Here is a 23,263-nt window from a genome sequence, read left to right as displayed (position 1 = left end):
AACCGGTGAGCCGGGCCTAATTAACAAGATTCAGGCTGCGTTGGCCAGTGGCTCCTCGCTCTTTTTCTGATAGGCCTGCGGGGTGAGCCCAAGCAGCTCCTGCACGGTCGAGGCGACGGTAATGGAGGAGACGGTGCCCACCAGGATCCCGGCAAACAGGGTGAAGGAGAAGCCGTAGAGGGCGTCACCACCAAACAGCAGCAGAGCGCCCACGGTAAACAGGGTGGTGCCCGAGGTGATCATGGTGCGACTGAAGGTCGCCTTGATGGCCACATCGGAGCACTCGTGGATGCCCATCTGGGTACGCGAGCTCAGCAGATCCCGCAGCCTGTCCGAGATGACGATGCTGTCGTTGAGGGAGTAGCCGATCACCGCCATTAAACCGGCGATGATGTTCAGATCGAATTCGATCTGAAAGAGTGACAGCAGCCCCAGCGCCACGATGGCGTCATGGACCACCGAGAGCAGGATGCCGATGGCCTGACGCCACTCGAAGCGAAACGCCAGATAGGCCGACATCGCCAGCGAAGCGACCAGCACCGCCAGCATACCCTGCTGGAACAGTTCGGCCCCCACCTGAGGGCCGACGATGGTGGTGCGCAGCAACTCGACCGGCATCCCCAACTGCTGGGTCAGCATGGTGGCGAGATCCGCCGCGGGCCAGGGCAGTTCGTGGGGGGGCAGCTTGATCAGCCACTCGCCGGGAATTCCGGCCGAGCTCAGCTCAACGGCTCCCGCCAGCGGGGAAACCAGCATGGCATTGAGCTCATGGGCCTCTTTCAGGGTCTGGATATGAAACTCCAGCAGGATCCCGCCGGTAAAATCGAGCCCCAATGTCAGGCCGTTCACCAGCAAGATAGCGACGCTGGCCACGGTCAGCAGGATGGAAGCCCACAGGCCGATATAGCGCCAACGGGTCAGCCCCATGGCAACGATCATTCTCAACATAATTCTCTCCTTGGCCAGCCAGCATCAGGCTGTTGGCCCATCACGACGTGTCGCGACACGCCGGGAAAATAGTGTTCTGCTTTGGCCGCTCCGGCCATATCCATAGCCGATGGCGCAGTCAAAGCCGCTCATCAGAGGGACTGCTGTCCCGTTACACCTTCAGCGTGCGCTCGCTGCTGCGTCCCCACAGGGGGTTGATGATGGCGCGCGTCCCCCAGATCCCGGTGATCATGCTGGAGAGCAGACCCAGAATGAGGGTGATGGAGAAGCCCTGCAGCGGCCCGGAGCCGATGGAGTAGAGCACCACGGCGCAGATGAGCGTAGTGATGTTGGCATCGAAAATGGTGTGGAAGGCCGAGCGATAGCCAAAGTCGATGGCGTTGGCCAGTGAGCCCCCTTCTCGCAGACGGTCCCTGATCCGCTCGAAGATCAGCACATGGGTATCCACCGCCATGCCCACCGTCAGCACCAGACCGGCGATCCCCGGCAGGGTCAGCACGGCGCCCGGCAGTACCGCCAGCATGCCGACCTGCATCAACAAGTTGGCGACCAGCGCCGTGATGGCAACCCAGCCGAATTTGCGGTACCAGGCCATCATGAACAGCATCATGCCCGCCATGCCGAAGGCCAGTGCGGTGAAGCCCGCCTCGATATTCTGCATCCCCAGCGTCGGGCCAATACTGCGTTCTTCCAGGATCTTGAGCGGGGCGGTGAGGGCACCGGCGCGCAGCAGCATGGCCAGCTCTTGCGCCTCCGGCAGACTGCCAATGCCGGTGATGCGGAACTGGTTGCCAAGGGCGGTCTGGATGGTGGCGACGTTGATCACCTCGCTCTGGGCGCGCAGTTTGCCCTGAGCGTTGGTCTTGTACTCGGTGAAGACGGTTGCCATCGGCTTGCCCACATGCTGGCGGCTGAATTGGTTCATCTTGCTGCCACCCAGAGTGTCGAGCACGATATTGACCTGGGGTTGACCCATCTCGCCCATGTTGGCGCGGGCATCGACGATGTGCTCGCCGGTGAGTACCGGCTTGCGCGCCATGCCGACGGCCTGACCGTTGCGATCGGCGATGTAGAAGTGGCTGTCGGCTTTGGCCTCGTAGAAGGCCAGCGAGGCGGTGGCGCCGATCACCTCTTTCGCCTGCTTGGGGTTATGTACCCCGGGCAGTTCGATACGGATACCATCCTGCCCCTGACGCACCACCGAGGCCTCGACGATGCCGAGCTCATTGATCCGTTTTTTCAGGATCGACAGGTTCTGGGTCACGGCGTTGTTGACCAGCAGGGTACGCTCCGCCTCGCTCAGCACCAGTTTCAGATCATTGCCGGAGCGGGTCAGCTTCCACTGATCCTGACGGGTACCGGCACTCTCCTTGATGATAGAGAGCCAGCTCTCCTGTTCGGCGACCTCCGGCAGGGTGACGGCTACGGCGCCCTGTGCCGTGCGAGTGACGCTGGCGCCGCGCAGATTGGCTTCACGGAAGCGGGTGCGCAGGGTATCCACCAGATTCTTGGTCTGATTGTCGATGACAAAGTCCACGTCCACCCCGATCAGCAGCTGGGAGCCGCCACGCAGATCGAGCCCCAACTTGATGGGGTCGGCGCCGAGGCGGGTGATCCAGGCCGGTGCGTTGGAGTGAAACTCCAGGGTCAGGGCGGCACTGTCGACCCCTTGCTGCTCCAGCAACTGCTTGGCGCGCTGCTGTTCACCCTGGCTGGCAAAGACCAGCTCGACTCGCTCAGGTTGCTCAATTACCTTGAGCGGGGTCAGGTGTTTGTCGCTCAGCAGCATCTGTTGCTGGGTGGTCAGGCGCTGCTGTCCGTGCAGGCCGAGGGAGGGCTGCTCACCGAAAAAGGTGGGCAGGGAGTAAAAGGTAAAGGTCAACAGCATCAACAGCAGTAGTGCGTACTGCCACTTGCTCATGCGGTTGAGAACGGTGCGATAGCTCTTTCTCATGGCAAACAAGCCTCTGTCAGGAGAATGGTGCCTAGGCCGATAGCAACAAGGCTCGGCAAGGCGCAAAAAATGGGATGCATCAGATGCGGATCAGGCAGTTGCCGGATCCGTCAGGAAGAGGAGATGAGCAAACAGTGGATGTGCCAGCCCCTCCGGGGTCAGGCGTTCAGATAGCTCTGGGTGAAGCGGTACTGCAGATGTTGGCGCTGTAGATGGCGCCGATGGATCGCACCGAAGCGATCGCGAAAACTCTGTTTGTGATAGAGCTCGGGTGCCAGCATCAGCCAGCCGAGCAGCAACAGCAGGATGGCTTGGGCCGACCAGCTCTGGATCAGCTCGTAGACCACACTCTTGGGCTGGTTGTCACTGCGCAGGGATTGTTCGAGACGCAGCAGGTGATTCTGATGGCTGCCAACAAACTTGATGATGCCATCATCGCTGTCGCTAAGCTGATTGAACACCTGAGTCTGCTGCTGTTCACTGTGGGGAGATGCGGGTAGCAGCGGGCCTTCCATTCGGGCGATGGAACAAAGCAGGGTGAGGGCGATAACCAGAGTTACCAGCACCAGTTTTACTTTGTCGATAAGGCGCAAAAAGTTAATTCCCGATAAATAGAAAGGGAAAACTACCATAAGCGCCCGGTTTGAACAAGGTTGCCCGTGTGCATGGCACCATTCGGTGCCGCTCGTCAGCTGCCGCTCATCTGCTTGAAGTCGCGGGCGTAGCCCTTGAGCAGGGAGTAGAGATGGGCCCGCTGGGAGATATCCAGCGACTGGCTCATGGCGCTCAGCCAGTTGACGGTACGCTGGCGCGACTGTTCGGTATAGCCGGTAAAGCGGCCATCCATCAGCCCATCCCCCTCGGCCAGCAGGTCAGTCAGCTCGCGGGTAAAGTCGGGACTCTGGCGCTGCTTCATCAGCCTGTCCAGCTCCTGGGTCCAGGACTCCTGAAACTCGAGCCAGGGGGGCATCAGCTCGTATTGCCATTCGGCCCACTGGGCCACCAGTGGCGCCTGTGCCGGTTTCACCTCGCCAATCCAGAATTCGAGCCGCTTGTTCATCTTGTCGCGAAACTCCGCCAGCATCTGCTCTTTGGGCTCAGTGGCAAAGTCCTTTTGCCGCTCCTGTTGCCGCTTGACCCGATCGGTCATAAAGCGGGCCACCTGCTCGTCGGTCAGGGTGCGCGCCAGCCTGACCGCGCGGGGGATAGTATTTTCCAGCGTGCGGGTCAGGCTCTGCTGCACCGCATCTAGGTTGGTCGAGATCTGCTCCGGCGTCATGGGGCTGGCCACCGCCTTGGCCAGCGCATCGAGATCCTTGGCGTAGCGCGGCAGCTCGTGTTGGCGATGCCAGGCCATCAGCCCCTTCACTTCGCGGCTGAGCAGATCCTTCTGCGAATAGGAGAGGGCAAAGTAGTCATCCAGCTGCCAGATGATGGCGGTATCGAGCCAGTAGTAGATCACCCGAGTGGAGCAGCCGGTCAGCAGCAGGCCGATCAGCAGCAGACCCCAGGTTTTCGGCTTGTGCCAGCGCACCTTGTTTATCATCTGTTACTCCAGTCGTTGCCGGTTGATGGCGATCAGGGTGTCATAGTCGAGTGAGGGCTGTTGCTCTGCCATCAGCAGGGCCCAGAGCAGGCCGATATAGTCGACCCAGGGTAAAAAAGCCTCGCTCTGAAAATCGGGCCACTGGTGGCGCGGCACGGCCTGCAGATAGTGCACTTCCAGCTCGTCGCGCCGCTCGGCGGGCCACTCATGGGTGCGCTGGATGCTGGCGAGCTCAAAGCCGGGGTGACCTGCCGCGCCATACTCCCAGTCGATGACCCAGGGTTTGCTTCCCAACAAGTTAGCCGGATTGAGATCATGGTGGCAAGGGTGCCAGCAATCATTTGGCTCACTGCTGACGAGCAAGCTCCGCTCCAGGGCGGGCAGCCAGGAGGGGATGTGGGCCAGTCTGGCGCGATAGCCCGCGGCGTGGGCTCGCACCGCCATCACCACCGCAGGCAGCGGCAGGCGATGGAGCTTGCGCAGCACCTCAGCCAGCAGACGGGGCTGATCGACTGCTGGTGGCGCCGCGTGTACCCAGTTTGGCTCATCGCACCATTCGAGCAGCATCAGACCGCTGGCGGGATCGCCATAGTGGCAGGGCAGCGCCAACCCTTCTGCCATCGCTCCCTGATAAAGCTGCCACTCGGTGGGACGGTCGATGCCAAGGCGCACCGGGTCGGAGTGGCCCTGACGCAAAAAGTAACTGCGCCCCGAGGGGAGGCGCAGTCGATAGTTGCAGTTGGTCAGACCTAACCCGAGTGGTTCCAGCTGCCCCTCCCGCCAGGGGGCGGGCAGGCGGGCCAGTAGCGGGTCACGGTTGCCTGTCACCGGGAGCTTGTTACCAGCCAAAGGTGGATTTCTTCGCCTGTTTGCGGATCTCTTTCTGATCGGCCCAGAGCAGTTCGCCGTTTTGCAGATCCATCAGGTTCATGGTCATCTGGTAGTAGACATCTTTCACCTTGCCATTGTCCTTGACGATGCTGGCGAGGTTGCCATAGACCATGTAGCGGGCACCGGTCTGCTTGCCCAGACGCACCATGGAGGCAGGATCTACCATGCCGCTGCTCTGCTGGTATTCGAGCTGCTGCTTGACGGCGGCCACCTTGCTCATGTCGACGAAGCGGAACTTGCCGGCCCGCAGCAACTTGGTGCGGATGGTATCGGTGATGGCCTCGGTATCGATGTGCTCGGAGGTCTTGTTGCGGATAGAGTCCATAAACATCACCGGACGACCGCCTGCGGTGATCTCGCTGGTGGCAGGGGAGGCGAGCATGGAGTCCGCCATCTTGTCGGCGATGGCCTGCAGGTCGCTTGAGCCGTAATCGACGGTGACGGTTTCGGTTTCAGTGGGATCGCCATAGCTGACGGTGGTGCTGGAGCAGCCGCCCAAGAGCAATGCAGAGGTCAATATCAGCAGGGCATGATTCATTTTCATCAGTAGGATTCCTCAATCACTTCGCGTACGTAAATCCGGTAACCCTGCGCCGCCGGGCTGGGCGCCAGGGCCGAGAGGGTGCGGGTCTGATAACCATGCAGCTTGATGGGGATCCAGCCGCGGCCATCGCTGGCGACCTCCTGACCGGCCTCATCATACCAATAGAAGATATATTGCAGCTTGTTATCGCCGCGCTGGGTGCTGGCGGCGGCCACATTGACCTGCAGCAGGCCATTTTGCTGGCGGCGGCTCAGCTCGGTCAGGGTGACGTTGACGTTTTGATGCTGCTCCGCCACTGGTGCACCGCCCGCCGGGCCATAGAGCGCCACGCCGGAGGTGTTGGTGGCGCAGCCGGTCAGCAGCAGTGCGAGCCCGAGGGCCAACCCGTATGCTTTCATCTTGCTCTCCTTAATCGGGGTGAGTGGGGCCGCGTGTGAGCCTGCCCGGTTAATTGTCTTGCTCATCTCCTTCGCCATCAGCTCAGAGCGGCATCACCCGGGTGGTCAGACCGGCGCCGAGGCGCTGTACCCAGACCAGGGTGGTGCGTCCCTTGTGGATGGTGAGCGGCAATTGCCGCTGCGCTGCCCCTGCGCCCAGAGTGAGATTGATGTCACCTGCCGGCACCATCCCCTGCCAGCTCGATGCCTGAGCTGGCAGCGTCAGCCAGCTGCGGGTATCGGCCCGCTCCGAGAGAGTGTTGAAGATCCCCACCAGAATATTGCCCACATCCCCCCCCTCTTTGGCGGCGGTGCGGCGCATCTGCTCCTTGGCCACCAGTCGCAGCGCCTGGCGGGTCAGCATGCCGGGCAGCCGCTCCTGCAGATCTTTGGCGGCCAGCGCTTCCAGCCTGACCAGCTCGCTGGTCTGCTCGACCCGCTTGCCGACCTCCACCGTCAGCGGGCCGGTGTCGCTGGCCCGATTATCGTAATAGGGGATGGCGACGGTAAAGGTGCGAAAATCACCGCGGGAGGTGGAGATGGGCAGCGGCAGGAACAGTTCGCGCCGTGCCGGGATCAAACCATCTTCAAACAGCACCACCAATTGGCCTTGATCTTTTGCAAGCGGCGGTGCTTTGCGGCCTATCTTTTTCTCGGTCTCGCGGATCTCGTCCGGTGAGCCACGCAGCCGCGCCAGACGCAGCAAGGCATCTTGCAGGCTGCGGTTTTCCGGCGCTATCTGGTAGCCGCGCTGATAGTCGACCCAGGCATCGTTGAGATCCCCGGCCGCCTCATAGAGCACGGCGGAAAAATAGAAGGTGTAGGCGTTCTGAAAACCATTTTTGACCTTGCCGATCAACCGGTCGAGATCCGGTGCGCCGCGCGACATCAGCTGGCGCATCTCGCCTTCTGCTTCGGCCTCTTCGCTCTCATCCTTCGCCTTGCGCACCTCATCGGCTCGCCGTTTCAGGGCCTGCTCCTGCACCTGATTGGCCCGGCGCACCTCCACCAGGGCACCATCGGCATCACCCCGTTGCAGGTAGTTGAGGGCCAGATAGTGGTGCAGCATGGTGCGTTCGTAATCGGGAGTACGATAGGCCATCGACTGATCGTTGGTGAGCAGACTGCCCACCTGATCCAGACCGTGACTCAGCCGGTATTCGGCCTGATTGTCTTCCCACTGAAGGCGACTGTCGGCGGCGGTGAACGCCTGCTTGCTGCCCGCATCCTGACCGGCGAGCCAGGCAATGCGCCCCTGTTCGAGCCGATCCAGCACAAAGGTGTCATCCCCAAGGGTGGAGTCGCGCACCTCGGGCAGCGCCTCGGCGGCATGGCCCAACAGCAGTTGGTTGCGCAGGGGCACCATCTGATCGGAGTAGGAGACGAACATATCCTGCCAGCGGGAGGCACAGCCTCCCAGCAACAGCAGGGCGCCGCAGAGCAACAGGGCGCTGCGGCAGGTTGAGGCGTGGCGATTCATTACAGGCTGAGCAGCGGTCCCAGCGGCTGGCCACCGACCAGATGCATGTGGATGTGGTAGACCTCCTGCCCGCCGTGGCGGTTGCAGTTCATGATGAGGCGGTAGCCATCTTCGGCGATGCCAGCCTCGGCGGCCAGTTTGCGGGCCACGGTGAACATCCGGCCAAGGGCCAGTTCATGTTCGGCTTCCACGTCATTGACGGTGGGGATCAGTACATTGGGGATGATCAGAATATGGGTCTTGGCCTTGGGCTGGATATCCCGGAATGCGGTGACCAGATCGTCTTGATAAAGGATGTCGGCGGGGATCTCTTTACGGATGATTTTGCTGAAAATGGTTTCTTGCGCCATGGCTAACTCCCTTATATGAAACAGAAAATTGAACTAGAACCCCAAGCGGCTCCCGAAAGGGGGGCGAGCAGCACGCCAAGTGTGACACAAGCCGACATTTGACACAGCTGATGTCCCATTCCCTTCAGTTATTGTTAAAAATACCGATAGCCAGAGGGACGTCATCTGCAGCGCCTGTTCAGGGTGGTCTGCAGGGTATCAAAAGGACGGGGTACTCAGGCAAGGGACTTTTGCATATACAGCGGGACAATAATGAAACAAACAATGTCGGATCTCTCCATCTTGCAGCGAGTCTACCTTGGCTTCGCGATCCTGGTGGCCGTGATGGTGGCCAGTTCACTGCTCACATTTCGTAGTCAGGAGACCCTGGGGAACGCACTGGAGCAGGTGACCCAGCAGTCTATGCCGCTGGTGATTGCCAGCAGCCAGACCCAGATCACCCTGCTCAGCGCCAACAAGTGGCTGGGGGATGTGCTCACCGAGCAGGACCCCAAACAGCTGCCAGCCGAAGTGGCCGAACTGAAACAGGCCAAAGCTGCGGTGGGCAAGAGCCTCGACGTCTTGCGCCAGCAGGTGGCCCACCACCCCGAACTGCAAGGGGAGATGAGCAGCCTCAGCCAGCAGGTCGACAGCTATCTGCAACTGACCGATACCCTGCCCGGCGAACACGAGGCGCTGCTCACCCGGCTGCACAAGGTCAATCTGGCCAAGGGGCAGTTTCAGGTCAGTCTGCCCCAGTTCAAGAAGAGTCTGGGTGACATGATGGTCACCATCGACGACAGCTTTATCAAGATGCTCTCCGAGACCCTGACCACCAAGCTCTCCGCCATCGAACTCTCCACCATGGACGCCCTCAACCAGAGCATTCCGGCTCCCATCGAAGGGGCGCTCAAGCGCAACAAGATGCAGATCGAGGGGTTCAACAGCACCATCAAGGATCTGCAGGGGGAGCTGAAGAACTTCGAGAACGACATGGGCCACTATGTTCATGGCTTTGTGCGCGACACTACCGCAAGCGAAGGCGTGCTCTCCCAGTATCTGGCGCTGATGAAGCAGCAGGAACAGATGCGGGAGAAGAGCAAGCAGGCGAGCGCCCTGATCGTCGAGATCCAGAACCGGCTTGAGCGGATCACCGGCCAGAGTCAGCAGCTGATGAGTCAAAGCATTCAGCACGCCAAAGCCACACAGAGCCAGAGCACCCTGACCCAGGGAACCAGCATCGTCGTCGCCATCCTGATCGCCATGCTGGTGGCTTATACCCTGGGCAAGGCCATTCGCCGTCCGCTCAGGGAGTTGCTGCGGGTGCTGACCGAAGTGACCCAGGGCGACATGACCCAGCGCATCGGTTTTCAGAGCAAGAACGAATTCGGCCAGCTGGGCAGCCAGATCAACCTGTTGATTGCCCAGATGGGGGAGGTGCTGGCACAGCTTTCACAAGCGTCTGCCCAGCTTAACGATGCCGCCCACGGCAACCGCCACACTACCGAATCAGTGCGGGCGGATCTGGAGAAACAGCGGCAGGAGACCGCCTCGGTCGCCGCCGCCATGACCCAGATGGAGGCCTCGGTGCGGGAGGTGGCGCAGGCTGCCAACCAGACCCTGGAGCGGGTGCAGGATGTGGAGAAGGCCTCCGAGATGGGGCGCAAGGTGATGGCCGGCAATATCACCACCACTCATCAGCTGGCGGGCAAGCTGCAACAGACTGGCAAGGTGATTGGCGATGTGAGCGCCATGAGCAGCCAGATCGGCAATATCCTCGATGTCATTCGAGGCATCGCCGAGCAGACCAATCTGCTGGCCCTCAACGCCGCCATCGAAGCGGCGCGGGCCGGCGAGCAGGGGCGCGGATTTGCGGTGGTGGCGGATGAGGTGCGCAGTCTGGCGGGCCGTACCGCCCAGTCCACCAGCGAGATCCAGACCATGATCGAAAACCTGCAGCAGGGAGTTGCCAAGGCGGTGACCGTGATGCAGGAGTGCTCCCGCGAGATGGACAGCTGCGTGGATCAGAGTTCTCACGCCAACAACGCCATGGAGGAGGTGCAGGGGATTGTGGTGCTGATCAGCGACATGTCGAGCCAGATCGCCTCTGCCGCCGAGCAGCAACAGGCCACCAGCGCCGATATCGCCACCAACCTCAACCGCATCTCCGATATCTCGGATCTCAACTATCAGGGGATTGAGCGGGTAGCCGAGACCAGCCAGCAGCTGGACTCCCTTGCCGAGCAGCAGGAGAGCCTGGTCAAGCGCTTCCGCCTCAGCGCCTGATGGTCGAGAGTTGAAACAACAAGGCCCCGCAGATGCGGGGCCTTCTCTTTATTACGGTAGTGACAAGGGGATCAGGCGTAGGCAATCGCGCCCTTGCCGACCCCTTCATAGGCGACAATCTTGACGAACTTGTCGCCCACCATCTTCTTCACTTCGCGGGCAATATAGCAGGCCAGCAGCTCGACCGTGGTGTCGGTGTCGATCATCTCCACCTCGGTGCTGGGGATGGCCAGCTGGAACAGCCCTTGCGGCGCCACATATTTGAAGCCGCAGTGATGCTCGCCAAGCTGGGCATTGGCGCGAGGGCTCAAAGCGAGCTCGGTCAGCGCCACCTTGTCCTCCTCGGTGCCGAGGTAGATATCCCCCCAGCGTTCGGCCCAGTTGAGCTCAAGCTCCTGGTCGCGCTCGCCATCGACGTGGATCTCGATGGGAGAGCGGTGGCCGTGGGCGATGCGCTGGCAGTTGCCATCGTGCTTTTTCAGGCCGTGGCTGTAGTGGTAGAAGGCGCCGGTGATCGCCTCCTGACGCAGGGTCAGGGAGAGATCCTTGATATTGCCCGGCAGCCGTTTGGCCAGTACCGCCAGCAGGTAGCGGGTCACCGACTCTTTATCAACTTGCGGGGCCGGGATAAAGGCAAAGCCCTGGGATGGGCAGCGCAGATGGATGGAGCGACCCGGGCGCAGCAGATCCACTGTGCTTTCGTCACCATCCAGTGTCTCGACGTGGATCAGTGGGCACTCGGTCGGCACCAGCAGCTTGTGGTCCACCTCTTCATCAATGATCGACTTGATCAGCTTCTTTACCCGGCCAAAGTCCAGCAGCATGCTCATTTCGTTGAGCTCACCGCTCATTTCGATATCTACCAGCCAGCTCTCGCCCACCATGCCGCGGCGTTCGCACAGGTAGCTGGAGTCGATCACGGTCAAATCTCTTACAAATAACTTCATCAGTCAGGCCTTGCTACAGAGAAAGGGCAGTTTTGCGCTATTATGACCCGCGATTATCGGCAAAGGAACTGGAACCCCCCATGAACAAACTGCTTATCAAGAATGCCACCTTGGTCAACGAAGGCCGCATCTATGCCTCCGATGTGTTGATCGAGGGGGAACGGATTGCCCGCATCGCCCCGGATATCGAGGCGCCCGATGCGCTGGTGATCGATGCCGCAGGTCGCCATCTCATCCCCGGAATGATCGATGATCAGGTCCACTTCCGGGAGCCGGGATTGACCCACAAGGGGACTATTGCCAGCGAATCCCGCGCCGCCGTCGCCGGTGGCACCACCAGTTTCATGGAAATGCCCAACGTCAATCCCCAGACCACCACCCTCGACGCCCTCGAAGCCAAATACCAGATCGCCGCCAACTCCTCCGTCGCCAACTACAGCTTCTATCTCGGTGCCACCAACGACAACCTTGAAGAGATCAAGCGTCTCGACCCCAAGCAGTCCTGCGGGGTCAAGGTGTTTATGGGCTCCTCGACCGGCAACATGCTGGTGGACAATCAGGAGACCCTGGCGGCCATCTTCCGCGAAAGTCCGGTGATGATTGTCACCCACTGCGAAGACACCCCGACCATCGCCAAGGCGGAAGAGGCGGCACGGGCCAAGTGGGGCGAGAATGTGCCGATGGGCGAGCACGGCCGTATTCGCAGCGACGAAGCGTGCTACAAATCCTCCAGCATGGCGGTGGCGTTGGCCAAGCAGTACGGTGCCAAGCTGCACGTGCTGCATCTGACCTCGGCCAAGGAGCTGTCGCTCTTTACCGCCAGCCACGACCTGAGCGAGCTGAAGGACAAGAACATCACCGCCGAGGTGTGCGTTCACCACCTCTTCTTCAATGAAGCCGATTACGAGACACAGGGCAGCCTGATCAAGTGCAACCCTGCGGTGAAGAGTGCCGCCGACCAGCAGGCACTGCTGGATGCGGTACGTAACGACGTGCTCGACATCATCGCCACCGACCACGCGCCCCACACCTGGGAAGAGAAGCAGAACAGCTACTTCAAGGCGCCGTCCGGTGTGCCGCTGGTGCAGCACTCTTTGCAGGCGCTGCTGGAGCTCTACCACAACGGCGTGTTTACCCTGGAGACTATCGTCAAGAAGACCTCCCATGCGGTGGCCGAGCGCTTCCAGGTGCAGGATCGCGGTTATATCCGCGAGGGCTACTTCGCCGATCTGGTGCTGCTGGATCTGGGCAAGCCCTATGTGGTCAACGATGACAACATCCTCTACCACTGTGGCTGGTCGCCCTTCAACGGCTACCGCTTCCACAGCACGGTGGAGATGACGCTGGTGAATGGCCAGATCGCCTGGCAAAACGGGCAGGTGACTGACCAGATCCTGGGCAAGCGGCTGACCTTTAACCGCTGATTGTTCGCAAAGCAGGCGAACGCACCGTGGCCGAGGAATTGGCGGCGTTTCCCTGTTGACAGGGCAGGGTCATCTCCATAAACTCTGCCCCCGTCAGCCGAGCTGACTCCGTCGGTGTGTAGCGCAGCCAGGTAGCGCATCTGCATGGGGTGTAGAGGGTCGGAGGTTCGAATCCTCTCACACCGACCAAATTCCCCGGTAAAGGCCTTGTCAAACGACAAGGCCTTTTCTTTTGCCTGCGATTTGCCGCACAGGCGTGAAGCCAGTGGTGATGCATGCGGGTCTCTGTTGGCGTGAGTCGATTGTGCAGCCATCGCGCTTTATGGTGTAGTAACGATTCTGTTGCTCATTTGCCTGGCGAGGCCTCTCGTGTCTGCATCCGTATCTAAACCCTGTTGTCTGCTGATGCTCACCCTGCTGCTGGTGGGCTGCGCCACCCCTTACGAGAGTGAAAAGTCATTCTGGAACGGCCAGACCGGTTTTTCCCAGACCCGGCTTGGCCCGGACAAGTGGCAACTGGAGTTTGTCGGCAACGATCTGGTGGACAGGGAGACCGCCCGCAAATATGTGCTCAAGCGGGCAGGGGAGCTGGCACTGGCAGAGGGTTACTCCTGGCTCAAGGTCGATGAGCTGACCATTAACCGCGATGCCGTCAGGGTGACCCCATCACGGCCGATCTTTGGCTTTGACGAGGATGAACCGGATCTCTTTATGGCCCAGATGCAGGTGCAGCATACCATCTCGGCGCTGCTCACTTTTCGCCTGTTGCCACGGGCACTCGATGAGCGAACTCTGAATGCGAAATATCTCGCCGAAATCAAAATAAACAGTGATTAATATTGGTGGTTTGCAAGATCCATATCACATACACCTAATGGCAGGATAAAATTCTGGATAAAGCCTCTAGATTTACCCCCTGCTTTTAGGCATTCTCCCAGCATACCAGCCGCCAGGAATCAACGGCTCGGATCACAAAAACGGACTGTAGTGGCTCCCACGCCACTGTTTACGGCTTGCACCAATCAAAACCGGGACTCCCCCATGAAAATGAATAAACTGACGGTCGCCATCCTCATCTCCATGATGTTTGGCATCCTCACCGGCCAGGGCTATCGGATGTTTGCCGCAGATCAGGCTGCGGATTTCGCCAATAACATCACGATCCTGACCGATATCTTCCTGCGCCTGATCAAGATGATCATCGCTCCCCTGGTCTTCACTACCCTGGTGGTCGGTATCGCCAAGATGGGCGACACCCGCACCGTGGGGCGTATCGGTGCCAAGACCCTCGGCTGGTTCATGCTGGCCTCCCTGATGTCCCTGAGCCTGGGTCTGGTGATGGTGACCCTGATGCAGCCGGGTGTGGGTCTCTCGCTCTCCCTGCCCAATGACACCGCCAGCTCGGGCATTGCTGCCGGTGCCATTACCCTGAAAGATTTTGTGACCCACGCCATCCCCAAGAGCGTGGTCGAGGCGATGGCCACCAACGAGATCCTGCAGATCGTGGTCTTCTCCCTCTTCTTCGGTCTGGCTGCCGCCGCGCTCGGCGATCTGGCCAAGCCGGTGGTGGTGCTGATGGCCAGCGCTGCCGAGATCATGCTGAAAGTGACCGGTTATGTGATGAACTTTGCACCGTTCGCGGTGTTTGGCGCCATCGCCGCCATGGTGGCCAAAGAGGGGCTGGGTATTCTGGTTACCTACGGCAGCTTTATGGCTCAGTTTTATATCGCGCTGGCCTGCCTCTGGCTGCTGCTGATCGCCATGGGCAGCGTCTTCCTGCGTAGTCGCGTCATCAAGTTGCTGGCGATGATCCGCGAACCCATCCTGCTCGCCTTCTCGACTGCCAGCTCCGAAGCCGCCTATCCGAAGACTCTGGATCGTCTGGAGAAGTTCGGTTGTGACAAGCGCATCGCCAGCTTCGTGCTGCCGATGGGTTACTCCTTCAACCTCGATGGCTCCATGATGTACTGCACCTTCGCGGTGATGTTCATCGCCCAGGCGTATGGTATCGAGCTCTCCATGGCCCAGCAGATCACCATGCTGCTGCTGCTGATGGTCACCTCCAAGGGGATGGCCGGGGTACCGCGCGCCTCTCTGGTGGTGATTGCCGCTACCCTGAACCAGTTCCATATTCCGGAAGCGGGCATCCTGCTGCTGCTGGGGATCGATCACTTCCTCGATATGGGCCGCTCTGCCACCAACGTGCTGGGCAACGCCATCGCCGCCAGCGTGGTCGCCAAGACCGAAGACAGTCTGGGTGAAACCGTCGCGCTGGGCGAGAGTGAGCCAGCCAAAGCCTGATCACAAAGCCATGAAAAATAAACAACAACGGCCCGCCAATGCGGGCCGTTATTGTTTATGGCTCGTCTACACTGCTAGATAGTTTCCATCTGGAGTGTACGGTTATGAATATTGCTCGTCGACTGCAACTGATAGCGCTGCTGGTGATGCTGACGCTCATTTTTCTCAGTTGGTTCAGTATCAATCGCCTTGGGGCAGGCAACCGTGATTTGAGCTATGTGACGGACAATACGGTGCCCAGTATTTCGCTGATTAAGGAAGTACAGGCCGATTTCTATGAATTGCACTCGCTGGTGCAAACACATGTGCTCAATACCGACTCAAGCAAGATGCAGCAGATTGAAACGGGTATCACCGAGATACGGGGACAAATCAATTCGCTGCTCGACAAATATAAGGCAGAGATGCTCTCCAATGACGAAGATCGGCGCCTGACCGACGATGATCAGCGCATTGTCGCGCAATATTATCAGGAGATAGACAAGGTTCTGCAGCTCTCTCGCCAAAACAAGAATGATGAAGCCAGAGACATGCTGGCGGGAGAGGCATACGGACTGTTCAAGCAATTTGCCAAGGCCATCGAACTTCACGTCAACTTCAATATGGATTTGGGACTGGCGCTCAAGAAGCAGGGTCAGGAGAATTATGACAACAGCCTGCAAACCCTGTTGTTGATCGCCGGTGGTGCCACCGTGCTGACGATGGGGCTGTTTGTCTGGTTGTTCAATCAGGTGGCCAATCCCCTTCGCACCGCCATGGATACCCTGACCCGGATCCAGCGCGACCTCAACTTTACCCTGAGAGCTGATGTGAAACAGCAGGATGAGATTGGCCTGACCCTCAATGCGGTCAACCGGCTGCTCGATACGCTGCAACAGACATTTACCGAATTTTCCGTCGGCAGCTTGCAGATCAAGAGCACTGCCGAATCCCTCTCTCAGGCAGCGCAACACTTGGCCAGCTCGGCTAATCAGGCCAATGATGCCACCAGTCTGATAGCCGCCGGTGTGGAAGAGATGACGGTCAGCATCACAGATATCTCCCAGCGCACTCAGGAGACGAGCCGCATCACCAACGAGTCGGGGCAACTGGCGACCGAGGGGGGCCGGACCATCGAGCGCACCGTTCATGCCATCAACGAGATCGCCGACTCCATTCGGCAGGCCTCGGCCGAGGTCATTGCGCTGGGTGAGGGCATTTCGCGCATTGGCGGTGTGGTCAACGTGATCCGTGATGTGGCGGGGCAGACCAACTTGCTGGCCTTGAACGCGGCCATTGAGGCGGCGAGGGCCGGAGAGTCCGGCCGTGGCTTTGCGGTGGTGGCAGATGAAGTGCGCAAACTGGCTGAGCGCACAGCCCAATCCACCCAGGAGATCTCCGCCACGGTAGAGGCGATCCAGCAGGAGTCGAACAATACGGTCTCCCGCATGCATCTGGTGGAGGAGAAGGTGAGCCAGGGGGTCACCATGGCGACAGAGAGTGGTGCCATTATTGCCGAGATCCGCAGTGCGTCGCACCGGGTGATGGATCAGGTGGGCGAGATCACCAATGCCATCCGCGAGCAGAGTTCGGCTGCCGAGTCGATCGCTCATCAGGTAGAGCAGATTGCTCAGGTCGTGCAGCAAACCAGCAGCACAGCGGAAGAGACCTCAGCCGCCGCCGAGGAGCTTAATGTCACCACCGAGAGCATCCACCAGCAGATATCCCGCTATCGCATTCAGTAACGCCGACGGTTGTTATCCATCTGCTATCCCCGCCAGCTGGCGGGGATTTTTTATATGGCTTGCTTAGAAGCCTGAGCCCGGTTGCTGCAAAAATGTCGCCTCTTCCGGTGTGCTGGTGCGACCCAGAATGTCGTTGCGGTGGGGGAAGCGGCCAAAGCGTTCGATGATCACCTGATGACGGCGGGCAAAGTCGGCAAATCCGGCAAAGGTCGCCTGCGCCGGTGTGCCAGCCTGCTCGGCAGCCAGTGCCTCGAACAGCGCCACACTTCTGGCCTGTTGTTCGCGGGATTCGGCATGCTCTAGCGGCAGATAGAAGAAGACCCGCTCCAGTGGCGAGAGGGATTTGTCAGCCCCGATGGATAGCCCTTTTAGGCAGAGATCCCGTGCCAGCGGATCCTGGGCAAAGGCCGCAGGCGTGCCGCGATGGATATTGCGGGGCAGCTGGTCAAGCAGCAGGAGCAGCGCCAGCCGACCGCTGGGAGCATCGGCCCAGTGGGCGAGGCTGCCCTTGGCTGCCGCCTCTGCCAGCTCGCCAAAGCGGCTGGCCAGCAGGGCATCCGTTTCGCTGCTTTTTCCCCACCAGAGGGGGGCTTGCCGTGTGGCCCGCAGGACGTCATCGGCTTCGTCGCCAAACCAGAGAGCGAGCAGAGGTTGCCAGGGTTGCATGGGAACTCCTTGAGGTGATTCAGAGGGAACCAGGAACAAATGGCTCAAGGGTGCTGCCGAAACGGCGGCTTCTCGTTACACTGTGCCATCTTTTGCCCGAAAGACGTAACCCCCTGATGGCGAGCGCCGAATTCTTGGCTCGGCCGATGATGGCCTGCGATCGCCATGAGGTGGTCCTGTTGACCCAGGTGGTTATCGGGACGTAAACCTCTCTCCCGGGGGCTGTTCTCACTGATATAAGGAATCTTTGATATGGCCGGAACCAGTTTGTTGGCCCTGCTCGATGATATCGCCAGCGTGCTTGATGATGTGGCGCTGATGACCAAGTTCGTGGTGAACAAGCGCGAGACATTTTTCGGGAAGACGTTTCTCACTGATATAAGGGATCTTTGATATGGCTGGAACCAGTTTGTTGGCCCTGCTCGACGATATCGCCAGCGTGCTTGATGACGTGGCGCTGATGACCAAGATGGCGGCGAAGAAGACTGCTGGGGTGTTGGGGGATGATCTGGCCCTCAACGCGGAGCAGGTTTCCGGAGTGCGTGCCGAGCGGGAGCTGCCGGTGGTGTGGGCGGTGGCCAAGGGCTCATTTCGCAACAAGCTGATTCTGGTGCCTGCCGCCATCGCCATCAGTGCGCTGGTGCCCTGGCTTATCACGCCACTCTTGATGCTGGGAGGTGCCTACCTCTGCTTTGAGGGGGCCGAGAAGCTGGCCCACAAGTTCCTGCCCCATGAGGCGAGTGAGGGTGAGGCACACACAGCTTCTATTCCCGATGATCTGGTGGCGTTTGAGCAGCAGAAGGTGAAGGGAGCGATCCGCACCGATTTTATTCTCTCTGCCGAGATCATCGTCATCGCTCTTGGCACGGTACAGGGAGCAAGCCTCGCGCTGCAGCTCTCGGTAGTGGCGGGGATCGCCCTGCTGATGACCATCGGGGTCTACGGGTTGGTGGGGCTGATCGTCAAGCTCGATGACATCGGTCTGCATCTGCTGCAAAAGCACGATGGCAGCGCCCTGCGCCGCGCGGTGGGGCAGGGACTGTTGGTAACGGCTCCTCGTCTGATGCACCTGCTGGCACTGGTCGGCACCATCGCCATGTTTATGGTGGGCGGCGGCATTCTGGTGCATGGCTGGCCTTTTGCCCATCACCTGATTGAAGGCGCAACCGCTGTTGTCGCCACCCTGCCCACAGTAGGGGCCGTACTGGCGGCGGTGACGCCGACTCTGCTCAACGCCGTGGCCGGTGTGGTGGCGGGTCTGCTGTTGGTTGTCTTGATGACGCTGGTGAGCCGTATTGCCCCGGCCAAGGGATAAGCGAGCTTGCGGGCCATTGTCTCTTTTTTCCTCTCTTCATTTTTTGGCCAGCGGGACGCTCGGTCTCTGGCTTGCTGCCCGCAGGTCTGTTGCGCCTCCCGATAAAGGCCTTTGCGAGAAGCTATGTATCAACAGCAGTGGAATAACGACCATATCTACCCGGGCCTCGACAGCACCGAGCTGGAAGCGGACATGCGCGCCGCCCGCCACGCGCTGGAAGAGCTGGCCAGCTATATGGCGGGTCTGGACGGGGTGCGCGACGCTGACGCTGCGCTGCTGGATTTCTTGCGGGAAGTGCGGCTGCGCGCCCGTGATATTCGCCATATCGGCTGGAACGTCGCCATTCTGGCCGCGTGCCGCGGCAGTCAGGATGCGCGGGATCCGCAGGCCAAACAGCTGGCGTCCCGTGCCCGCGCCCTCAACGCCGATCTGTTCAAGACCCTGGCGCCGGTGGAAGATCTGATGCTGGCGCTGCCGGAAGATGAATTTGCCGCGCTGATGAGTGATCCGCTGCTCGGTGAGGAGGCGTACCGCCTGCGCCACGAGCGTCGTTTGCAGGATCAGCGCCTGCCGGTGGCGGCGGAGCAACTGGTGATCGGTCTGGGCACCGATGGCCTGCACGCCTGGGGCAACCTCTACAACGATCTGGTGGGCAAGATCCGCTTGACCATTGATGGCCGCGAGATGGGGCTGGCCGAGGCGAGCAATCTGCTCTCCAGCCCGGTGCGGGCATTGCGCCTTGAGGCGTTCGATGCCATCAGCGCCGCTTGGGAAGGTGAGCAGGAGACGGTTGCCGCTATCCTCAATGCCCTCAACGGCTGGCGGCTGGAACTGGCCCGTCAGCGCGGTAAAACCCGTGTGCTCGATGCGCTGGATCTCTCCTGCCACCAGAGTCATATCGAGCGAGCCACCCTCGATGCCCTGATGAGCGAAACCTGGCGAGCCCGTGGGTTGGGTCAGCGCGCCCTGGGGCTGATGGCCGAGCGCCTTGGTCTCGACGATCTGGGGCCGGAGGATCTCTTTGCACCGCCGCCAGCTTCCAGCAGCCGTGACATTCCTTTTGATGAGGCGATCGAGTTGATTGCCGATGCCTTTAGCCGATTCGATCCCGAGATGGGGGCATTTGCCCGCATGATGGCCGAGAAGGGGTGGATTGATGCGGCGCCCACGCCAAATCGCCGCACCGGCGCCTACTGCACCAAGTTTGCCGAACCGGTCGAACCGCGGGTCTTCGTCACCTATGCCGGCACCATGGACAATGTCATCACTCTGGCCCATGAGCTGGGCCACGCCTGGCACAACTGGGTGATCCGCGATCTGCCGATGAGTCAACGCAGCTACCCCATGACGCTGGCGGAGACCGCCTCCATCTTCGCCGAAACCCTAGTGCGCAGCGCCCTGTTCGAGCAGGCGCAAAGCCCGGAAGAGCAGTTGGCGATCGCCTGGGCCGAGGCCGATGGCGCAGCTACCTTCCTGGTCAATATCCCGGCTCGCTTCGATTTCGAGCAGGCCTTGGTGGCCGAGCGGGCGCAGGGTTATGTGTCGGCAGCGCGGCTCAAGGCGTTGACCGACGAGGCGTGGGGACGCTGGTATGAGGGGAGCCTGACCCGCTATCACCCCATGTTCTGGGCGGCCAAGGCGCACTTCTCCATCGCGGGGCTGGGCTTTTACAACTACCCCTATCTATTCGGTTATCTGTTCAGCCTCGGGGTCTATCAGCAGTTGATGAGCCGCAAGGCGGCGGGGGAAGAGGGCGTGGCCGAGGCGTATCGCGCCTTGTTGCGCGATACCGGCCGGATGAGCGCCGAAGATCTGGTAGCCAAGCATCTGGGGCAGGATATCCGTGAGGCCGCCTTCTGGCAGGGGAGTCTGGCACAAGTAGCGCAGGCAGTAGAGCGCTTCGCGCAGTTGCCTGCCTGATTGGGTCAGCGGTGATATTAACAACAGGCCCCCGGACAGTCTCGCAGTCCGGGGGCCTGTTTGTTATGCCTGCTCTTGCTGCGGTTTGATGGGACCAACGAACAGAGGACGGGTCTGGTGACTCAGATCCGGCTGATAGCCGTTGAAGAAGAGGTTGAGCAGCACCGAACTGATGGTGGCCAGCAGGATACCGCTATGAAAAAGCGGTTGTAGCTGCGCCGGAAGTTGTTGGAAAAAATTCCCGGAGACCGTCGGGATCATGCCAATTCCGAGACTGATGGCGACGATATAGAGGTTGTGGCGGTTGCTGTTGTAATCGGTGCGCGCCAGGATACGAATACCGGTGGCCAGCACCATACCGAACATGACGATACCGGCGCCCCCCAGCACGAAGGGCGGTATGGAGGCGACCAGCACCGACATCTTGGGGATGAGGCCAAAGGCGAGCAGGATCCCCCCGACATCACGCAGACCCAGCGACTAGATACTCCGGTCACGCTCACCAGACCGATATTCTGGGAGAAGGAGGTGTGGGGGAAGCTGTTGAATATCCCACCAATAATGGTGCCGATGCCATCCACCCGCAGCCCGCGCACGATATCACCGCGCCTGGCCGGATGGCCGACGATGTCGCCAAGGGCCAGAAACATCCCCATGGATTCGATAAAGGTGATGAGCATGATCACCGTCAGGGTGGCGATGGAGATGGGATCGAAGGTGGGCCAGCCGAAGGCGAAGGGCACTATGGGGGCAAACCAGGCTGCCTCGCCGAGGCCATCGAGGCTCACTTCGCCCATGGCGATGGCCACCACGAAACCGAAGATGATCCCGAGCAGCACCGAGATATTGCTGAAAAAGCCCTTGGTGAAGCGGGTCACCAGCAGGATAAAGACGAGCACCAGAAAGCTGGTGCCGATATAGCGCAGGCTGCCATATTCCGGATTGCCCTTGCCTCCCGCCATCCAGTCGATCCCCACCTGCATAATGCTGATCCCGATGGAGGTGATAACCACCCCGGTGACAACGGTGGGGAAGAGTGGCATCAGCCTACCTATCAGCGGCACCAGCAGGGTCGAGATGATACCGGCGGCGATGGTGGCACCGAAGATGCCCGTCAGCCCCAGATCCGGGTTGGCTCCGATGGCCAGCATCGGCATCACGGCGGCAAAGGTGACCGACATGATGACCGGCAGCCGGATCCCGGCAAAGCGGCCAATCCCGACACATTGCAGCAGGGTGACGATGCCGCAGCAGAAGAGATCCGAACTGATAAGGTAGGAGATCTGCTCCTTGGGCAGCCCCAGACTGCCGCCAATCACCAGTGGCACCGCCACGGCGCCAGCGTACATCACCAGCACATGTTGCAGGCCCAGGGTAAAGAGTTGGCCCATGGGGAGCATGCGCTCCACTTCATCCACCGGGCGCTTGCGCGTACTCGGTCGGGGGGAGGGGGGATTGGTCTCGTTCATGAACAGATCACTCCTTGAAGCCCGCGCAACTGCTACAGGCAAGATAGTGAAAGCCGCAGCTTTCCCGGTCATTGATCTCGTGTATTGACAGAGGAGCCAGATCCCTTTGCAGTGGTGAGAGGGAGCCGGTGCAGCACGGGTCAGTGCACAAAACATGCACAACGCCGCTCACGAGAGAAAACGTTTGGCGATAACGCCTTGTTTTTGCGGGATGAGTCACATACCGGCCAGATAAGTGTCCGGCTGCTGGCAGGGGAAGGAGGTGAGGGCATCTCAGATTGGTAAGGGGTTTATCATTATCGGTCTGGCGATCTCACTTTGATAGCCAGGCACCAGAGGGTTGCTCGCAATGCGCCCCTCTGCATGTGACGGCGCTCGCGGGCTGCTGGGCGCAATCGGGGGCGGGGGCGTGATCCAAAGCAAGAAAGTTGGATGTTTTGGTGGCGCACGGGGCCGCCGCTGGGGTAGTTTCGATAAAACCGACACAGATCCTGAGGTCTTATCCATGATCATCTATCTGCATGGCTTTGATGCCACCAGCCCAGGCAATCACGAGAAAGTGCTGCAGTTGCAGTTTATTGATGATGATGTGCGTTTCGTGCACTACAGCACGGTTCACCCCCGTCATGATATGAGCCATCTGCTCAAGGAAGTGAAAAAACAGCTCGATATGAGTACCGATCCCAAGCCGCTGATCTGCGGCGTGGGTCTTGGCGGCTACTGGAGCGAGCGGATCGGCTTTTTGTGCGGCATTCGCCAGGTGATCTTCAACCCCAACCTCCATCCGGAAGAGAACATGCAGGGCAAGATCGACCGGCCGGAAGAATATGACGATATCGGTACCAAGTGTGTAACTGAATTTCGTAAGAAAAATTCAGGAAACTGCCTGTGCATCCTTTCCGTTCAGGATGAAGTGCGCGATAATCGGGACACTGAACGTGAATTGAAGAACTATTACGACATCGTGTGGGATGAGCGCGAGACTCATAAGTTCAAAAATATCTCGCATCATCTGCAGCGGATGAAGGCCTTCAAAGAAGCCTGAACCATCACGTCGACCGATTTCGTTTTAGGGAGCCAAT

Annotated in this window: 20 protein-coding genes, 1 tRNA gene and 1 pseudogene; 10 read left to right on the top strand and 12 right to left on the bottom strand. The window is 60.0% G+C overall.

Features of this window, described 5'->3' with window-relative positions; translation table 11 throughout:
- Window positions 1-30: 30 nt before the first annotated feature.
- The 9 genes from secF to hinT all read right to left on the bottom strand — a co-directional run bounded on the left by secF (window position 31) and on the right by hinT (window position 8,150).
- Window positions 31-948, bottom strand: coding sequence for a protein translocase subunit SecF (gene secF, locus ACTG27_RS08730; RefSeq protein ID WP_005334046.1), 918 nt, complete (start codon window positions 946-948; stop codon window positions 31-33).
- Window positions 949-1,099: 151 nt separating this feature from the next.
- Window positions 1,100-2,902 (bottom strand): protein translocase subunit SecD, encoded by a 1,803-nt coding sequence (secD, locus tag ACTG27_RS08725; RefSeq protein ID WP_439979505.1) that lies wholly within the window; start codon window positions 2,900-2,902, stop codon window positions 1,100-1,102.
- Between the two features lie 158 nt (window positions 2,903-3,060).
- Complete coding sequence (locus ACTG27_RS08720; protein WP_257690226.1) at window positions 3,061-3,495, bottom strand: hypothetical protein; 435 nt, start codon at window positions 3,493-3,495, stop codon at window positions 3,061-3,063.
- A 95-nt stretch (window positions 3,496-3,590) separates the two neighbouring features.
- Window positions 3,591-4,448, bottom strand: a complete 858-nt coding sequence (locus ACTG27_RS08715) for a DUF6279 family lipoprotein (RefSeq protein ID WP_005353080.1) — start codon at window positions 4,446-4,448, stop codon at window positions 3,591-3,593.
- A gap of 3 nt (window positions 4,449-4,451) precedes the next feature.
- Window positions 4,452-5,297, bottom strand: coding sequence for a phosphotransferase (locus ACTG27_RS08710; protein WP_439979504.1), 846 nt, complete (start codon window positions 5,295-5,297; stop codon window positions 4,452-4,454).
- Window positions 5,287-5,883 carry a penicillin-binding protein activator LpoB gene (gene lpoB, locus ACTG27_RS08705; protein WP_005334041.1) on the bottom strand — a complete coding sequence of 199 codons (597 nt, stop codon included), beginning with the start codon at window positions 5,881-5,883 and terminating at the stop codon, window positions 5,287-5,289. The genes ACTG27_RS08710 and lpoB overlap by 11 nt, the downstream gene beginning before the upstream one ends.
- Window positions 5,883-6,281 (bottom strand): YcfL family protein, encoded by a 399-nt coding sequence (locus tag ACTG27_RS08700; protein WP_439979503.1) that lies wholly within the window; start codon window positions 6,279-6,281, stop codon window positions 5,883-5,885. The genes lpoB and ACTG27_RS08700 overlap by 1 nt, the downstream gene beginning before the upstream one ends.
- A gap of 82 nt (window positions 6,282-6,363) precedes the next feature.
- The gene (locus ACTG27_RS08695; RefSeq protein ID WP_162506341.1) at window positions 6,364-7,800 is read right to left on the bottom strand and encodes a COG3014 family protein; all 1,437 of its coding nucleotides are present in this window, start codon (window positions 7,798-7,800) and stop codon (window positions 6,364-6,366) included.
- On the bottom strand, window positions 7,800-8,150 hold the full coding sequence (hinT, locus tag ACTG27_RS08690) for a purine nucleoside phosphoramidase (protein ID WP_005334033.1): 351 nt from the start codon (window positions 8,148-8,150) through the stop codon (window positions 7,800-7,802). The genes ACTG27_RS08695 and hinT overlap by 1 nt, the downstream gene beginning before the upstream one ends.
- A 252-nt stretch (window positions 8,151-8,402) precedes the next feature.
- On the opposite strand from hinT, the gene ACTG27_RS08685 reads away from it, so the two are divergent.
- Window positions 8,403-10,415 (top strand): methyl-accepting chemotaxis protein, encoded by a 2,013-nt coding sequence (locus tag ACTG27_RS08685; RefSeq protein ID WP_439979502.1) that lies wholly within the window; start codon window positions 8,403-8,405, stop codon window positions 10,413-10,415.
- Window positions 10,416-10,486: 71 nt separating this feature from the next.
- Here ACTG27_RS08685 and ACTG27_RS08680 read toward each other — a convergent pair whose 3' ends face one another.
- Window positions 10,487-11,362 (bottom strand): 6-pyruvoyl trahydropterin synthase family protein, encoded by an 876-nt coding sequence (locus ACTG27_RS08680; RefSeq protein WP_335819417.1) that lies wholly within the window; start codon window positions 11,360-11,362, stop codon window positions 10,487-10,489.
- An 80-nt stretch (window positions 11,363-11,442) separates the two neighbouring features.
- Between ACTG27_RS08680 and ACTG27_RS08675 the strand changes: the two genes are divergently transcribed.
- The 5 genes from ACTG27_RS08675 (at window position 11,443) to ACTG27_RS08655 (ending at window position 16,811) form a co-directional block, all read left to right on the top strand.
- Complete coding sequence (locus tag ACTG27_RS08675) at window positions 11,443-12,786, top strand: dihydroorotase (protein ID WP_005353068.1); 1,344 nt, start codon at window positions 11,443-11,445, stop codon at window positions 12,784-12,786.
- A gap of 112 nt (window positions 12,787-12,898) precedes the next feature.
- A tRNA-Pro gene (locus tag ACTG27_RS08670) sits at window positions 12,899-12,975 on the top strand.
- Between the two features lie 216 nt (window positions 12,976-13,191).
- Window positions 13,192-13,623: a CC0125/CC1285 family lipoprotein gene (locus ACTG27_RS08665; RefSeq protein ID WP_041235087.1), complete on the top strand. Its 432-nt coding sequence runs from the start codon at window positions 13,192-13,194 to the stop codon at window positions 13,621-13,623.
- 204 nt (window positions 13,624-13,827) lie between these two features.
- The gene (locus ACTG27_RS08660) at window positions 13,828-15,087 is read left to right on the top strand and encodes a dicarboxylate/amino acid:cation symporter (protein WP_108611819.1); all 1,260 of its coding nucleotides are present in this window, start codon (window positions 13,828-13,830) and stop codon (window positions 15,085-15,087) included.
- 104 nt (window positions 15,088-15,191) lie between these two features.
- A complete protein-coding gene (locus tag ACTG27_RS08655; protein ID WP_043819406.1) occupies window positions 15,192-16,811 on the top strand; it encodes a methyl-accepting chemotaxis protein in 1,620 nt (539 codons plus the stop codon).
- 63 nt (window positions 16,812-16,874) lie between these two features.
- On the opposite strand, the gene ACTG27_RS08650 is transcribed toward ACTG27_RS08655, so the two are convergent.
- Entirely contained in the window at window positions 16,875-17,477 is a 603-nt protein-coding gene (locus ACTG27_RS08650) for a DUF924 family protein (protein WP_201950356.1), read from the bottom strand.
- A 252-nt stretch (window positions 17,478-17,729) separates the two neighbouring features.
- Here ACTG27_RS08650 and ACTG27_RS08645 point away from each other — a divergent pair, with 252 nt between their 5' ends.
- The 3 genes from ACTG27_RS08645 (at window position 17,730) to ACTG27_RS08635 (ending at window position 20,712) form a co-directional block, all read left to right on the top strand.
- Window positions 17,730-17,870: a hypothetical protein gene (locus ACTG27_RS08645; protein WP_167572119.1), complete on the top strand. Its 141-nt coding sequence runs from the start codon at window positions 17,730-17,732 to the stop codon at window positions 17,868-17,870.
- Between the two features lies 1 nt (window position 17,871).
- Window positions 17,872-18,792 (top strand): DUF808 domain-containing protein, encoded by a 921-nt coding sequence (locus ACTG27_RS08640; RefSeq protein WP_439979501.1) that lies wholly within the window; start codon window positions 17,872-17,874, stop codon window positions 18,790-18,792.
- A 123-nt stretch (window positions 18,793-18,915) separates the two neighbouring features.
- Entirely contained in the window at window positions 18,916-20,712 is a 1,797-nt protein-coding gene (locus ACTG27_RS08635; protein ID WP_439979500.1) for a M3 family oligoendopeptidase, read from the top strand.
- Between the two features lie 63 nt (window positions 20,713-20,775).
- Here ACTG27_RS08635 and ACTG27_RS08630 read toward each other — a convergent pair.
- Window positions 20,776-22,181, bottom strand: a pseudogene (locus ACTG27_RS08630) (nucleobase:cation symporter-2 family protein).
- Between the two features lie 505 nt (window positions 22,182-22,686).
- Here ACTG27_RS08630 and ycfP point away from each other — a divergent pair.
- Window positions 22,687-23,226, top strand: a complete 540-nt coding sequence (gene ycfP / locus ACTG27_RS08625) for an alpha/beta hydrolase YcfP (protein ID WP_005334000.1) — start codon at window positions 22,687-22,689, stop codon at window positions 23,224-23,226.
- Window positions 23,227-23,263 lie beyond the last annotated feature (37 nt).

The sequence above is a fragment of the Aeromonas sp. 97A genome, from assembly GCF_051919185.1.
Lineage (GTDB): Bacteria > Pseudomonadota > Gammaproteobacteria > Enterobacterales > Aeromonadaceae > Aeromonas > Aeromonas veronii.
This window is presented reverse-complemented; position numbering and strand designations above follow the sequence as displayed.

Bases quoted from the DNA above. Each gene is read 5' to 3' on its own strand.
- secF (WP_005334046.1), bottom strand. From the start codon at position 948: ATGTTGAGAATGATCGTTGCCATGGGGCTGACCCGTTGGCGCTATATC.
- secD (WP_439979505.1), bottom strand. From the start codon at position 2,902: ATGAGAAAGAGCTATCGCACCGTTCTCAACCGCATGAGCAAGTGGCAG.
- ACTG27_RS08715 (WP_005353080.1), bottom strand. From the start codon at position 4,448: ATGATAAACAAGGTGCGCTGGCACAAGCCGAAAACCTGGGGTCTGCTG.
- lpoB (WP_005334041.1), bottom strand. From the start codon at position 5,883: ATGAAAATGAATCATGCCCTGCTGATATTGACCTCTGCATTGCTCTTG.
- ACTG27_RS08700 (WP_439979503.1), bottom strand. From the start codon at position 6,281: ATGAAAGCATACGGGTTGGCCCTCGGGCTCGCACTGCTGCTGACCGGC.
- ACTG27_RS08695 (WP_162506341.1), bottom strand. From the start codon at position 7,800: ATGAATCGCCACGCCTCAACCTGCCGCAGCGCCCTGTTGCTCTGCGGC.
- hinT (WP_005334033.1), bottom strand. From the start codon at position 8,150: ATGGCGCAAGAAACCATTTTCAGCAAAATCATCCGTAAAGAGATCCCC.
- ACTG27_RS08685 (WP_439979502.1), top strand. From the start codon at position 8,403: ATGAAACAAACAATGTCGGATCTCTCCATCTTGCAGCGAGTCTACCTT.
- ACTG27_RS08680 (WP_335819417.1), bottom strand. From the start codon at position 11,362: ATGAAGTTATTTGTAAGAGATTTGACCGTGATCGACTCCAGCTACCTG.
- ACTG27_RS08675 (WP_005353068.1), top strand. From the start codon at position 11,443: ATGAACAAACTGCTTATCAAGAATGCCACCTTGGTCAACGAAGGCCGC.
- ACTG27_RS08665 (WP_041235087.1), top strand. From the start codon at position 13,192: ATGCTCACCCTGCTGCTGGTGGGCTGCGCCACCCCTTACGAGAGTGAA.
- ACTG27_RS08660 (WP_108611819.1), top strand. From the start codon at position 13,828: ATGAAAATGAATAAACTGACGGTCGCCATCCTCATCTCCATGATGTTT.
- ACTG27_RS08655 (WP_043819406.1), top strand. From the start codon at position 15,192: ATGAATATTGCTCGTCGACTGCAACTGATAGCGCTGCTGGTGATGCTG.
- ACTG27_RS08650 (WP_201950356.1), bottom strand. From the start codon at position 17,477: ATGCAACCCTGGCAACCTCTGCTCGCTCTCTGGTTTGGCGACGAAGCC.
- ACTG27_RS08645 (WP_167572119.1), top strand. From the start codon at position 17,730: ATGGCCGGAACCAGTTTGTTGGCCCTGCTCGATGATATCGCCAGCGTG.
- ACTG27_RS08640 (WP_439979501.1), top strand. From the start codon at position 17,872: ATGGCTGGAACCAGTTTGTTGGCCCTGCTCGACGATATCGCCAGCGTG.
- ACTG27_RS08635 (WP_439979500.1), top strand. From the start codon at position 18,916: ATGTATCAACAGCAGTGGAATAACGACCATATCTACCCGGGCCTCGAC.
- ycfP (WP_005334000.1), top strand. From the start codon at position 22,687: ATGATCATCTATCTGCATGGCTTTGATGCCACCAGCCCAGGCAATCAC.